The sequence below is a fragment of the Collinsella aerofaciens genome (assembly GCF_040920445.1).
Taxonomy (GTDB): domain Bacteria; phylum Actinomycetota; class Coriobacteriia; order Coriobacteriales; family Coriobacteriaceae; genus Collinsella; species Collinsella aerofaciens_BH.
Genome location: NZ_JBCOTQ010000015.1, coordinates 1 through 13,916 on the forward strand (window position 1 = coordinate 1; position 13,916 = coordinate 13,916).

The window sequence follows — 13,916 nt, forward strand, 5'->3', positions numbered from 1 at the left end:
ATTACGAGCTCCTGTGCGAATTGGAGAGAACGCTCCCGCAAACTGCCTCTTGACAACTTATAGGAGCGTCGGTTTTAATATCACCAAAATGACTGTGGTTGAGATCATTCAATTCGTCGTAGTAAACCGAAGTACTTTTGTTTGGCTACAAATAGTATCGGTATAGACGTTTTTAAATATCGCGATAATATGGGTGGTAAAACGATTTTCTAGGACAACCGTTCGCCGATGGTAAACGGATGTTGTTTATACAGCCTGTGTACAACAGATATACTTATATCTTGTGCGTAAAGCCCATGGCCCGCAGGCCGTGATTCTATTGAACTGGACCGTATTATGAGATTGATTCACAACAGCCGTCTACCGCAGTTTCGCACTCCGTTTGGCGCTGTGACCACTGGAACTTCCGTTTCGCTCTCGGTGATTTTGGAGGATGCCGACCCCAACCAGGCAACGCTTACGCTGCGCACCTGGGTCGATGAGATCGGTGAGTCTCTGTATCCCATGACGCACGAGGGCGACGGCATATTTACCGTAGAGCTTGAGTGCACCGAGCCCTGTCTTATCTGGTACAGCTTTATCTGCAATATCGAGGGTCAGCCCGAGGTCCGTTTGGGCGCACCGCAGGGTCGCACCGGTGGCGAGGGCGTAACTTACAACTACGCCGAGGTCCCGTCCTTCCAGATCACCGTCTACAAGCACCGCAAAGTTCGTCCTGAGTGGTACGAGCGTGGCATGGTCTACCAGATCTTCCCCGACCGCTATGCCCGCGACGAAAACTGGCGCGAGCGCACGCTTACCGAAGTTGAAAAACCGCGCAAAGGAATCCAGCGCCGCATGGTCGAGGACTGGAACGAACCGCCCGAGTACGAGCGTGCCGAAGACGGCTCCATCAAGACCTGGGATTTTTACGGCGGTTCGCTCAAGGGTATCCAAAATGACCTGCCCCGCATTGCCGAGCTAGGCTTTACGGCCATCTACCTCAACCCGATCTTTGAGGCCGCGAGCAACCACCGCTACGACACGGCCGACTACACCAAGATCGACCCGATTCTGGGCACCGAGCAGGACTTTACCGAGCTGTGCGAGGCGGCCGAGAAGCTTGGCATTTCCATCATTCTGGACGGTGTGTTCAACCATACGGGCGACGACTCGATCTACTTTAACCGCTACGGCAATTATCCCGGCGTCGGTGCTTGGCAGAGCGAGGACTCGCCGTGGCGCGATGCATTTTACTTCCATGAGGACGGTTCGTATGACTGCTGGTGGGGCGTGGGCAACATGCCCGCCATCAATGAGAGCTCCGAACTGGTGCGCGAGCGGCTCCTGGGCAAGGACGGCGTGATCCGTAAATGGCTGCGCGCCGGTGCCCATGGCTGGCGACTCGATGTGGCCGACGAGCTTTCCGACGACTTCCTGGCCGAGATCAAAAAGGCCGTGCTCGCCGAGAAGCCCGACGCGCTGCTGCTCGGCGAAGTCTGGGAAGACGCCTCCAACAAGATCAGCTATGGCCACCTGCGCCGCTATCTGCAGGGCTCGGAGCTCGACTCCGCCATGGACTACCCCTTCCGCGACATGGTCATCGGCTTTTTGATGGGCTACAAGAACGCTTGCCAGGCAGCCGAGGATATCGAAACCCTGCGCGAGAACTACCCGCGCGAGGCACTGGCCTGCGCGCTCAATCTGCTTTCGAGCCACGACCGTCCGCGTATCATCTCGGTGCTCGGCGGTGGCCCCGACGAGTCGCAGCTGCCCGAGAGCGAGCGCAGCAAATGGCGCCTGGACGATAACTCGATGGGCCTGGCCAAGAGCCGTTTTTGGCTGGCGACGCTCATGCAGATGACCTTCCCGGGTGTACCCTCAATCTATTACGGCGACGAGTACGGCTTGGAGGGCCTTACCGACCCGGGCAACCGCCGCACCCTGCCGACCAAGGACCAACTCCACGACTTCGACACACTGGCCATCGTTAAGAACGCGTCTGCCGTGCGCCGTGCGCTGCCCTTTATGGTCGATGGCGAGATCAAGGCCTTTGCGCTCAACGACGAAGTCTTGGCTTACACCCGCACGGGCAAAGACGGCGAGGCCGCGACGGTTATCATCAACCGCAGCCTGCGCAATTCGCACCGCGTGACGATTCCGGCGCTCGGCGAATGCGCGAGCGACGTGATCAGCGGTCACGAGTGCGAGATCCACAACGGTACCGTCACGCTCGACCTGTACCCGCTGGGCTCTTCGATCATCTATCACCATGCCGAGAAGCGCCTGCAGGAGCCGCTCGATCATGGCGCGGGCGTTGTGTGCCACATCACCTCGGTGCCGACCGATGACGGCAAGCCCGGCACAATCGGTGCGCCCACGCGTCGCTTTATCGACCATCTGGCCGCTATGGGCATGCGCTACTGGCAAGTCCTGCCCGTCAACCCGACGGACTTCTTCCGCTCCCCTTACGCTGGGCCTTCGGCCTTTGCGGGCAATATTGACCTGCTGCCCGAGAGTCACGAGGAGCTGGCCGCCGACTTTGCTGCATGGAAGGCTCACGGCGGCGAGGATGCCGACCCGCTGTACACGGCGTTTAAACATCGCAACGCTGATTGGCTCGAAAAGTACTGCGTCTACATGGCCGTTAAGAAGTACTTTGAGGGCGAGTCGCGCCACGATTGGCCGGCAGATGTAGCGCGCTACAACGAGTATCTGATCGATGACAAGCGCTTCCACGACGAGGCCGAGCTGCAGGCGTACATGCAGTATCGCTTTGACCTTGCCTGGTGCGAGCTCATGAACTATGCGCACAAGAAGGGCATCGAGGTCATCGGCGATATCCCGATGTATGTCTCGGACGATTCGGCCGACGCGTGGAGCGAGCCCGAGAACTTCTGGCTGTCCGATACCGGCAAGGCGATTGAGATTTCGGGCGCGCCGCCCGACAACTTTGCGCCCGAGGGCCAGGTGTGGGGCAACCCCACCTTCCGGTGGGATCGCATGAAGGAGAACGGCTATCGCTGGTGGATGGACCGCCTGCGTCGTGCGTTTTCGCTCTACGACCGCGTGCGCCTGGACCACTTCCTGGGCTTCCACAGCTACTTTAGCATTCCCGCCGGTAAGGCCTGTGCCGACGGCCGCTGGCTGGCAGGCCCGGGCAAGGACCTGTTCCAGACCGCCTATGACGAGCTGGGCCCGCTCAACTTTATCGCCGAGGATCTGGGCTATCTGACGCCCGGCGTTCGCGCCATGGCTTCGACCTGCGGCTTCCCCGGCATGGACGTGCTGGAGTTTAGCGACTACGACGTTCGTTGCGGAATTCACCCCACACCGGGAAAGATCCTGTACACCTCGACGCACGACACCTCGACACTTGCCGGCTGGTGCACGCGCTCCTTTGCAGGCGGCGATGAGCCGAGCGGCATTACATTGGCAAGCGAGCTCATGGGCAATGCCCTGGCAAGCGGTGCACCGCTCGTGATGATGCCGCTGCAGGACGTGCTGGGACTGGGCGACGATGCACGTATGAACGTGCCGGGTGTAGCCACAGGCAACTGGACATGGCAGGCTGACGAGGCCGACGTTGCTGCAGCCGAGGAGAAAACTGCGAAGCTCCTGCGCAACACTCATAGATTCTGGGGCGAAGCGTGATAAAACCCCCGATATAGGGTACAGTTACAGCTGTTTGAATTTTTGCGGGCAGAGCGATCTGCCCGCTTTGTGCTGAAAAGGAAGTATTATGGCGCGCTACGATTACAAGTGCACGAGCTGCGGCAACGTGTTTGAGGTTGAGCACCCCATGTCCGAGACGCCCGAGGTCGTATGCCCTAGCTGCGGTGCCCCGGCATCCAAGACGTTCTCGGCCAGCGGCATTAAGTTCGAAGGCAGCGGTTTCTACAACACCGACCAGCGAAGCGGTGGTTCCAGCACCAACGCCACCAGCGGCTGCTGCGCCAACTGCCCGCATAACCACTAGAAACCAAGCAGCCCCGCGACCGACACCGATCGCGGGGCTATTTCTTTGCGCTAAAGGTGGCTCTATGAGTTGCGGTGAAATAAGGACTGTTTGGCAGTTAGAAGCCGCTATTCAATCCCTATTTCACCGCAACTTAGTAGTTACTTGCGGACCAGTCTGGCGCAGAAGTGGCCGTCGTAGGAGTCGGCGTTTACGGGAACGCTTTGGAAGAGGCCTCGATCGTTCTGGCGTACGGAAACGAGCTTCTTGGCCTGATCGAACTCGGGGAGTTGCAGAATCTGTGCTTCGGAAAGCGGCGCCACGCTAAAGCCGGAACCCTCGGGAGAAGCAAGGAACGCGTCCACCACCTGCGTGTTCTCCTCGTCGAAGACCGAGCAGGTTGCATAGATGAGCTCGCCGCCGGCGGCCACGCGCGCGGCGGCTTCCTTGAGCATCGTAAGCTGCAATTTGGGCAACTCGGTCGTAACGTCGTTCTCAGTTAGGCGCCACGGGATCTCAGGATGACGGCGCATGGTGCCGGTACCCGAGCACGGGGCATCGATAAACACCGTATCGAACAGGACAGGCTTACCAAGCATGGCATCGAACGACGTGAGGACCGCATCGAGCTCGCAGGCATCGCCCGAGACCGTGCGAACACCCTTGATACCGGCCTTATGCAGACGCGCGAGATTTTGATCGCACTTGCGGTCGTGCAGATCGAGCGCGGTGTGCTGACGATCGTAGCCGGCACGCTTGGCCTGGCACATCATCACATAGGTCTTGGTGCCACGACCGGCGCCGATCTCTAGGCAACGCCCGGGACGGGTCGCCGCGGTAGCGATGAGCTGGGCGTTAAGGTCCGAGGCCACGGCCGCCGCGCGCTCAAACACGCCCGATGCAACCGTGGCCTGCGCATCGACCGGCGCATGGCAACCCGGGAACACGGGCGCCACAAGCTGCGATAGGTACGGATCGGGTTTGGTTGCAAAGGCATTCTCATGCAAAGCGAGCGGCGCGGGCGCCAGATTGCCGGCAAAGTTGAGCGCGCCCTCGGGCGTATCGAACGACGCCATAATGCGTGCGCACAGCCAACGCGGCATACCCATCAGGCGAGACAGGCGAACCAAACGGCGCTCGGACTCATCAGCACCCGCGGCGGCGGCAAAGTCCTCGACGTTGTCCGCGACCTTATGCAGCACGGCGTTCGCCAGACCGGCAGCCGACTTAGCGCCGCTACGAACCAGCTCAACGCCCTGACTCACGGCAACTCGGCCAGGGGTATGCAGGTAGAGCATCTCGAAGGCCGAGATGCGAAGCGCCATGCGAACGCGCGGCGCGACCTTTTTGGGCTTATCCAAAAATTGATCGAGCAACTCATCCAAAATGCCCTGCGTCGCGGCAACACCGAGCGCCAAGCGAGCGGCAAACGCGGAATCGCGCTGGTCGATGGCCTTGGCGGAAGCACGGGAAGACAACACGTCGCGCGCATACATGCCGCGACGATCGGCCTCCATCAACACATCGAGCGCAAGCTTGCGAGCGGGAGACAACTTGCTCATGACAGTACACCCCACCTAAGTTCGGCACCCTGCAGGCCGGCAGCCCAGGCCGAAGCGGCCATGGCACGCTTACCGTCGGGCTTAACCTCGAGCAGCTCTACCGCGCCATCGGAAAGGCCCAGATAGACACGCTTGCTCTTGACGGCAACAGCGCCCTCGCCAAGCGACACGTCAGCAGGCGCGGCATCGAGCACACGCACGGTCTTGCCGGCAATCACGCAGCGAGCAGGCGCGGTATCGGACGAAGCCAACACGTGGCGCACGCAGTCGAGCGCCCCCATCTGCGGATCCAGACGCATCTCCTGCTTAGAAATCTTGGCAGCATGCGTAACGAGCGACTCATCCTGTTCAGTCCACACGGCGGTGCCATCGGCAACCGACGGCAGCGTATCCGCCAGCAGCTTGCCGCCCAGCTCGCCAAGCTCCATGGTCAGTGCCTCGGCATGCTTACCCGCAACCGAGGTCGAGACCTGCGCGCAATAAGCGCCCGTATCCACGCCATGCCCAATGCGCATAATGGAAACGCCAGCAACCTCGTCACCAGCAAGAATGGCACGCTGAATGGGAGCAGCGCCACGCCAACGCGGCAGCAGCGAAGCATGAACATTCACAATACCAAGCGGCGCCATATGCAGTACCTCATCAGGCAAAATGCAGCCATAGGCAGCCACACAGAAAATGTCAGCCTGGGCAGCCTGAAGCGCCTCAACAACATCAGGCGTCATACGATTGGCCTCAACAACCGGCAACCCCAACTCAAGCGCCTTGGACTTAACAGGAGAAGGCTCAAGCTTCTTACCACGCCCACGAACAGCATCGGGACGAGTAATTACGAGCGCAATCTCATTCCCAGCCTCAACAAGCGAAGTCAGCGAAGGCACAGCAAAATCAGGCGTACCCATAAACACAATACGCATAAAGAACGTCTCCCCTCAACCAAAGCCGAGACGGCTACAAATAACGGCGGAAAGCCAAGTACCAAGCACATCCGCAATAACAATTCAACAAGAACAAATATACCCAAAACCAAAGAAAGAGCCGCAATAAAAGCAGCTCCCTCTCAACAAAGACTATCAGCGAAGACGCCCCTCCCTGGCCCGACGGCACCCGGGCGAGGAGGAGCACGAAAACGCAGTCCCCTTCCGCCGCAGGGCTTAGGTTATTGCTCCACGCGCAGTTCCGCACGAGCCGAAGAGCACTTAATGTGCTCTTCGTGCGAGCAGGACTGTTTGAGCATGGAGCAAAACCTAAGCCCTGCGGCGAAAGGGGACGGTGGGATCTACTCAGTCTCGCCCGGTCGAGCGCCACGGGCCAGGGCGTCCTGGTACTCCTTGACTGCCTTGATCCTCTGCATGGGCTTAAGGCGCTCGAACATGGTGTTGCCGTGCAGGTGATCGATCTCGTGCTGCAGACACACGCAGAATAGGTCGCCCGAGGCCTCGTAGCGAATCAGGTTGGCGTCCAGGTCGTATGCCTCGACGACGACATGGTCGGGACGATCGATCTCGCAGCTAATGCCGGGGATGGACAGGCAGCCCTCGCTAAACGGCACCAGATGGTCGCTCTGCTCAACAATGACAGGGTTGATGAGCACGTACGGGTCATAGTCATTCTTGTCGCTGTAATCGCAGTCGATGGTGACGAGCTGAATGAGCTCGCCGATCTGCGGAGCAGCCAGGCCGCAGCCGCCGTTCTCGAACATCATCTTCTTCATCTTCTCGGCAAGCGCCTCGATCGCCGGGGTGATCTCCTCGATGACGGCGCACTCCTGGCGCAGACGAGGGTCGGGGGACAGTACGATTCCGTTGGCTTCCATGGCCATCCTTTCGGTTTGTTACATCAAATCATAGGCATCGACGTCAACGCTCACGCTCACGCCGCGCACGGAGCCCGCTTCTTTGAGACAGGCGTCGATATCATCAGAGACATGGTACCCTACCGGCGACTTCACAAGCAGATGGAAGCGGTAACGGTCCTTGGCTCTCTCGATTACACACGAAGCCGGACCCAACACCTGCGGCACGGCGCTCCCTACCCGCAAAAAGTCGGGTGCGGCGGCGTGCCAGCGGCGCTTGAGAAGCTTTGCGATGCGCCCGATATAATCCTGTGCATCATCGCGGCTTGCCGACCACACCAAAATGTTGATCAGGCGTACGAACGGCGGATACAGTGCGTCGCGGCGCTGATCCAGGTCGTAATCGGCAAAGATCGAGCGATCGTGCTCGGCGACGGCTCGGATGACCGGGTCCTCGGGCAGATAGGTCTGGATGATGACCTCGCCGGGACGATCGCCGCGACCGGCACGGCCCGCCACCTGCTCGAGCAGGTCGTAGGCGCGCTCCCCCGCACGAAAATCGGGCAGCTTGAGGGCAAAGTCAGCATTGACCACGCCCACGAGCGTGACCTCGGGAAAATCGAGACCCTTGGCGATCATCTGGGTACCCAGCAGCACCGCGCAATCGGCCGCATCGAACTGCTCGAGCAGCTTTTTATGTGCGTCCTTGCCGCGCGTGGAATCGGCGTCCATGCGAATGATGGCGACGTCCTGGGGCAGCATCTGGTGCAGCGCGTCCTCGATCTGCTGAGTGCCTAGGCCCATTTTTGCCAGATAACGGCTGCCGCACTTGGGGCAGCGACTCGTGGGCGCCGGATAGGGCTGCACGCGCCAGGATGACCCGCAGGTGTGGCACTGCAGCGTATGGGTGCGCTCGTGGTACGTAAGCGCCGTGGAGCAATGGTTACAGGTGGGGACGCAACCGCACTCGCGGCACATCAAAAACGGCGCAAAGCCGCGGCGGTTATGCAGCAGCACAGCCTTCTCGCGGCGCTCGACCACGCGTTCCAAGCCTTCCATCAGCGGTTTTGAGAACATGGAGCGGCTGCCGTGCGAAAACTCGCGGCGCAGGTCGGCAATGCGAACCTCGGGCAGCACGGCGTGTCCCGGGCGCTCGGGCATCTCGACGCGTGTCCAAGTGGCACCGTTGAACGTGCCGCGACGGCAGCGGTCGAGGGCCTCGGCAGAAGGCGTAGCCGAGCCCAACACGAGCGGGCAGCGATAGCGGCGCGCCATCTCGGCCGCCACCTCGCGCGCGTGGTAACGCGGGCTGGAGCCCTGCTTGTAGCTGGTCTCGTGCTCCTCGTCGATGATGATAAGGCCCAGGTCGCTGAGCGGGCAAAAGAGCGCCGAACGCGCGCCGACAACAACACGGGCGACACCGCTGGCAACCATGTCCCACTGGTCTAGGCGCTCACCGGCCGAAAGACGCGAATGGAAAACCGCGACCGTCTCGCCAAAGCGCGAACGGAAGCGCCCGACGGTTTGGGCCGTCAGCGAGATCTCGGGCACAAGCACGCACGCTGAACGGCCGGCCGCGAGCACGCGCTCGATGGCGGAGAGATAGACCTCAGTTTTACCGGATCCGGTGACGCCGTCTACAAGCACCACGTCGCCGTGGGCGTCAAGACGGGCGCGCTCAATCTGCGCAAGCGCCTGCTGCTGCCCGTCCGTGAGCGCGACCGGCGCCTTGCCGCTCGCCGAGGACAGCGTGGTCTGCTCGCTGCAGCCACGCCAGGCACGACGCTCCTCCACCACCACGACGCCGCGTTTTTCGAGCGCCTTGATGGTCGCCGACATACTGTTGTAGAGCAGGTTGAGGTCGCGCGTCGTGACCGGTCCGCACTGGAGCGCCTCGATAAGCTGGCGCTGGCGAACCGCTGTCTTGGGCGGCGTATAGTCAAAGCCTTCGGGTGTAAGCATCACCCAGCGGTTTTGAATAGGCTTGACGGCGGGGCGCTCGACCGCCCACGCCCCGTCATCGCCCTTAACGACACGCGGGCTGCCACCCGGAGGCAAGAACAGGCGCAGGCATTCAGAAAGCGTCGCGACATACTCGCGGCTCATCCAACGCGCAATGCGGGCGGCCTCGGCGCCAAAGAGCGGTTTGCTGAGGATAGCCTCGATAGGCTTGATGCGCACGGAATCGAGGGCGGCGTTGCCTTGCAAGTCGCCCAGCTCAGACGCAATGTCGACGATATAGCCCGCGGCCGCGCGGTTGCCAAAATGAACTAGGACGGTGGAGCCGATCTGGGGCTCATTGGCGAGGGACTGCGGAATGCCGTAGGCAAACGGCTCGGACAGCGCACGGGTGGGAATGTCGAGGACCACGCTCGCGTAGGCGGCAATGGGCTCTGGCACAGGCTCAGGCTTGGCCTGCTCGGCAGTGCGGCCGGCCCTTACGGGAGCCTGCTCGGGTTCAGGCGAACCAAACAGTGACAGTTGCTCGGCCATGGTCTCTGTGCCTCCCATCCCATACGCCTTGAGAAACAAGAGCCCCGCTCGGGTGAACGGGGCTCGGATACATGCGTTTGCGCGACTGTTACAGCGCCATCGTGCGGGCGCGATCGATGCGCGCCAGGCAGTCGTCACGGCCGACGAGCGCCATAGTCTCGCCCAGCGGAGGGCTCACCATGTTGCCGCAGACGGCGACACGCACGGCCTGGAACACCACGCGCTTCTTGAGGTCCATCTGCTCGGGCAGCGGTTCAAGCGCGGCATCGATGTTGGCGGCCGTCCACTCGGTAACACCCTCGAGCGCGGTCTTGGCGGCGTCCAGAATGGCGCCCATGCCCTCCTTGGCCAGGCCCTTGTTGACGGACTTCTCGTCATATTCGAGGGTCTCGGCCGTGGCAAAGATGGGGGCGGCGACGGTCACGGCGTCGGCCGGCATCTTGGTGCGCGGCTTGACGATGGCAGCGAGCGCGTCGATCCAGTCCTCGCCGTACTCGACGTTACCCTCGATAAGGCCTGCCTCGTGCAGCTCGGGGACCATGATCTCGTCGACAAACTGAGCATCGGACATGCCGTTGATGTACTCGGCATTGACCCAATCGAGCTTCTTGGGGTCGAAGGTCGCCGGGTTCTTGGAGATGCGGTCGAGCGAGAACTTGCTGGCCAGAACATCGCGCGGGATGATCGTGGTCTCGCCGTCGAGCGACCAGCCGAGCAGTGCCAAGTAGTTGACGAACGCATCGGGCAGGTAGCCGGCATCGCGGTACTCCTCCACCGAGGTGGCGCCATGGCGCTTGGAGAGCTTTTTGCCGTCGGCGCCCAGAATCATGGAGATGTGGGCGAACGTAGGCACGGGCGCACCGAGGGCCTCGTAAACCATGACCTGACGCGGGGTGTTGGACAGGTGGTCGTCGCCGCGGATGACGTGGGTGATCTTCATCATGGCGTCGTCGACGACGGTCGCGAAGTTGTACGTGGGCGTGCCGTCGGAGCGGAAGATGACAAAGTCGTCGAGCTCCTTGGCGTCGAAGGTCACCTCACCGTGGACGGCGTCGTGGATGACGACGTCGCCGCGGTCCTCGGGCACCTTAATACGCAGGACGTAGGACTCGCCGGCCTCGATGCGGCGGCGGGCCTCCTCGGGATCAAGATCGCGGCAACGGCGCTGATAGCCCTGGAAGGGGTCCTTGCGCTCCTGCGCGGCCTTGCGGTCGGCGTCGAGCTGCTCCTTGGTGCAGAAGCAGGGATAGGCCTTGCCCTCGTCCCAAAGCTTCTGGGCGGCCTGCTTGTACAGGTCCAGGCGCTCGGTCTGGGCGTAGGGGCCAAAATCGCCGCCCACCTCGGGACCCTCGTCCCAGTCCAGGCCCAGCCAACGCATGGCGCGCAGGATGATCTGCGTGTTCTCGTCGGTGGAGCGGGTGGGATCGGTGTCGTCGATGCGCAGGATGAACGTGCCGCCGTTTGCACGGGCGAAAGCCCAGTTATAGATAGCGGTGCGGGCGCCGCCGATGTGCAGCTTGCCCGTCGGTGAGGGTGCAAAGCGGACGCGAACGTCTGATGCCATGGAAATCTCCTCGATTGCAGGATGGATGTCTAACCGCACCAGTATAAAGCATCAATGCAACCTCCGCACAAAGGGCACCGACCCAATCATTGGGGACCTACTCATTGGGGACAGACTTAAATGACCATTCTTTGAGCAACCTGTCGGCACTTAGGTAAGGCTGGTCATTTAAGTCTGCCCCCAATGAGTAGGTGCGGAAAGGGTGTGAATGTTTGATTTACGCGCTATGATGTGCCCTTGCATAGAGAGCCCGGCGGAATGGTAACGGTCGCCGGGACACGTTATTGAAAGGACAATCATGTCAGAAGAACTTCGTTCCATCCCACCCCAACACGGGTCCTTTGTTTTTACGTCGGAGTCGGTGACCGAAGGTCATCCCGATAAGATCGCTGACCAGATCAGCGACGCCGTCCTCGACGCAATTCTCGCCAAAGAAATAGAGCTGCAGGAGCAGGGCTACATCGCCCCCAACGGCGTGCCGGCCAACGTGGAGAACGTCCGCTGCGCCTGCGAGACCCTCGTGACCACCGGCACCGTCATCGTCGCCGGCGAGATTCGCACCCAGGCCTACGTCGACGTACAGGAAATCGCCCGCGGCGTTATCCGCCGCATTGGCTACAACCGTGCCAAGTTCGGTTTTGACTGCGACACCTGCGGCGTTATGAGCCTCATCCACGAGCAGTCGCCCGATATCGCCCAGGGCGTCGACGAGTCCTTCGAGACCCAGACCGGCGCTACCACCGACCCGATCGACCTGATCGGTGCCGGCGACCAGGGCATGATGTTCGGTTATGCCTCCAACGAGACCAAGACCCTCATGCCCATGCCACACTACCTGGCAAGCCGCCTGGCCGAGCGCCTGGCAGCCGTGCGCCACGACGGTACCCTCGCCTATCTGCGTCCCGACGGCAAGACCCAGGTCACCGTGCGCTATGAGGAAGGCAAGCCCGTCGAGGTCACGACCATCGTCATCTCCACGCAGCACGCCGCCGAGATCGAGGACATGGGCAAGATCAAGGCCGACCTCATCGAGCACGTCATCACCCCGGTCATGGCCGCCGAGAACATGCCGTGGGACAACGCGGACATCTACGTGAACCCCACCGGTCGCTTTGTCGTGGGCGGCCCCATGGGCGACACGGGCCTCACCGGCCGCAAGATCATCGTCGACACCTACGGCGGTTACGGCCGTCACGGCGGCGGCGCCTTTAGCGGCAAGGACTGCACCAAGGTCGACCGATCCGCCGCGTATGCCGCGCGCTGGGTCGCCAAGAACGTGGTCGCCGCCGGCCTAGCCGACCGCTGCGAAGTCGAGCTTGCCTACGCCATCGGCGTTTCCAAGCCCCTCTCAATCATGGTCGACACTTTCGGTACCGCACATGTTGCCGAGGACAAGATCGTCGAGGCCGTAGAGAAGACCTTCGACCTGCGCCCGGGTGCAATCATCCGCGACCTAGACCTGCGTCGCCCCATCTACGAAAAGACGGCAGCCTACGGTCACTTCGGCCGCGAAGACGCCGACTTCACCTGGGAAAAAACCGATCGAGTCAAAGAACTCAAAGCAGCCTGCGGCCTGTAAGCCAGCAGCAAAAGCTGCAACCAAATATCGACGCACCAAAAGAAGTACCGGCCCCAACCGGTACTTCTTTTTTATTTAAAGGTGGTGAAGATGAGCCGATCTGGGACATGGAATAAGTCATAGGCCGATGAATTTTGCAGCAGAGCGACTCCAACCATGTATCCTAAGTTCCGAGGGCTTTGGTATTTGGTCGGTCGCGAGTTCCGCACGAGCCGGAGGCCACTTAATGTGGCCTCCGTGCGAGCAGGACTGCCCGAGCAGGCGACCAAATACCAAAGCCCTCGGAACGACGGGACAAAGAAGGAGCACCCATGGCAGGCAAGCCGCAAACACTAGCTACGACCTCTGCATTCGAGATCTTGGGGCCCGTCATGGTCGGCCCCAGCTCATCGCACACCGCCGGCGCCCTGCGGTGCGCCCAAGTTGCCGCCAGCCTGCTGGAAGGCCGCATCACCAAAGTCACCTTTGGCCTGTGGAACTCCTTCGCCCACACCTACCGCGGCCACGGCACCGATCGTGCGCTCGTCGCGGGCATCCTGGGCCTCGACACCGATGACGAGAACATCAAACAAGCCTTCGACCTCGCGCGCGAGCAGGGCCTCGAATATCACTTTGACATCAAGGGCGACGACGCCTCCATCCACCCCAATACCGTCGACATCGACATGGTCGACGACACGGGCGCCACGGCACAGGTCCGCGGCGAGAGCCTGGGCGGTGGCAAGATGCGCATCAGCCGCATTAACGGCGTCGGCGTCGACATCTCGGGCATGTATTCCACGCTCTTCGTGGCGCACAAGGACGTCCCCGGTGTACTCGCCGCGCTCACCAACCTGCTCGCCTACGCCCACGTAAACATCGCCTTCTGCCGCACCTACCGCACCGAAGTGGGCGGCCAGGCCTACTCTGTCTTTGAGACCGACGGCGCGCCCGACGACACCGTCGTCCCCATGCTGCGCAAGCTCGACAATGTCGATTACGCAACG

Annotated in this window: 9 protein-coding genes; 4 read left to right on the forward strand and 5 right to left on the reverse strand. The window is 61.4% G+C overall.

The genetic code is table 11. The features are described from left to right. Positions 1–336 precede the first annotated feature (336 nt). Together AB5405_RS03790 and AB5405_RS03795 are read left to right on the forward strand one after the other, a co-directional pair. Positions 337–3,633, forward strand: coding sequence for a 4-alpha-glucanotransferase (locus tag AB5405_RS03790; RefSeq protein WP_368137646.1), 3,297 nt, complete (start codon positions 337–339; stop codon positions 3,631–3,633). 88 nt (positions 3,634–3,721) lie between these two features. Beyond that, a complete protein-coding gene (locus AB5405_RS03795; RefSeq protein WP_148331383.1) occupies positions 3,722–3,958 on the forward strand; it encodes an FmdB family zinc ribbon protein in 237 nt (78 codons plus the stop codon). A gap of 140 nt (positions 3,959–4,098) precedes the next feature. Here AB5405_RS03795 and AB5405_RS03800 read toward each other — a convergent pair whose 3' ends face one another. The 5 genes from AB5405_RS03800 to gltX form a co-directional block, all read right to left on the reverse strand. After that, entirely contained in the window at positions 4,099–5,499 is a 1,401-nt protein-coding gene (locus AB5405_RS03800) for an RsmB/NOP family class I SAM-dependent RNA methyltransferase (protein ID WP_368137647.1), read from the reverse strand. Further along, positions 5,496–6,416: a methionyl-tRNA formyltransferase gene (gene fmt / locus AB5405_RS03805; RefSeq protein WP_368137648.1), complete on the reverse strand. Its 921-nt coding sequence runs from the start codon at positions 6,414–6,416 to the stop codon at positions 5,496–5,498. Before fmt ends, AB5405_RS03800 begins: the two co-directional genes overlap by 4 nt. 362 nt (positions 6,417–6,778) lie before the next feature. Continuing rightward, positions 6,779–7,315: a peptide deformylase gene (gene def / locus AB5405_RS03810; protein ID WP_368137649.1), complete on the reverse strand. Its 537-nt coding sequence runs from the start codon at positions 7,313–7,315 to the stop codon at positions 6,779–6,781. A gap of 18 nt (positions 7,316–7,333) precedes the next feature. Next, positions 7,334–9,805 (reverse strand): replication restart helicase PriA, encoded by a 2,472-nt coding sequence (priA, locus tag AB5405_RS03815; protein ID WP_368137650.1) that lies wholly within the window; start codon positions 9,803–9,805, stop codon positions 7,334–7,336. Positions 9,806–9,875: 70 nt separating this feature from the next. Further along, on the reverse strand, positions 9,876–11,351 hold the full coding sequence (gltX, locus tag AB5405_RS03820) for a glutamate--tRNA ligase (protein WP_368137651.1): 1,476 nt from the start codon (positions 11,349–11,351) through the stop codon (positions 9,876–9,878). Between the two features lie 298 nt (positions 11,352–11,649). Here gltX and metK point away from each other — a divergent pair, with 298 nt between their 5' ends. Both metK and sdaAB read left to right on the forward strand, forming a co-directional pair. Beyond that, entirely contained in the window at positions 11,650–12,930 is a 1,281-nt protein-coding gene (gene metK, locus AB5405_RS03825) for a methionine adenosyltransferase (RefSeq protein ID WP_368137652.1), read from the forward strand. A gap of 311 nt (positions 12,931–13,241) precedes the next feature. Continuing rightward, the coding region (gene sdaAB, locus AB5405_RS03830; protein ID WP_368137653.1) for an L-serine ammonia-lyase, iron-sulfur-dependent subunit beta at positions 13,242–13,916 on the forward strand (675 nt) is incomplete at its 3' end.

What these genes read in the sequence shown, in the direction of transcription:
- metK (WP_368137652.1), top strand. Translation starts at nt 11,650, where the DNA reads ATGTCAGAAGAACTTCGTTCCATCCCACCCCAACACGGGTCCTTTGTT.
- gltX (WP_368137651.1), bottom strand. Translation starts at nt 11,351, where the DNA reads ATGGCATCAGACGTTCGCGTCCGCTTTGCACCCTCACCGACGGGCAAG.
- AB5405_RS03795 (WP_148331383.1), top strand. Translation starts at nt 3,722, where the DNA reads ATGGCGCGCTACGATTACAAGTGCACGAGCTGCGGCAACGTGTTTGAG.
- AB5405_RS03800 (WP_368137647.1), bottom strand. Translation starts at nt 5,499, where the DNA reads ATGAGCAAGTTGTCTCCCGCTCGCAAGCTTGCGCTCGATGTGTTGATG.
- fmt (WP_368137648.1), bottom strand. Translation starts at nt 6,416, where the DNA reads ATGCGTATTGTGTTTATGGGTACGCCTGATTTTGCTGTGCCTTCGCTG.
- def (WP_368137649.1), bottom strand. Translation starts at nt 7,315, where the DNA reads ATGGAAGCCAACGGAATCGTACTGTCCCCCGACCCTCGTCTGCGCCAG.
- AB5405_RS03790 (WP_368137646.1), top strand. Translation starts at nt 337, where the DNA reads ATGAGATTGATTCACAACAGCCGTCTACCGCAGTTTCGCACTCCGTTT.
- priA (WP_368137650.1), bottom strand. Translation starts at nt 9,805, where the DNA reads ATGGGAGGCACAGAGACCATGGCCGAGCAACTGTCACTGTTTGGTTCG.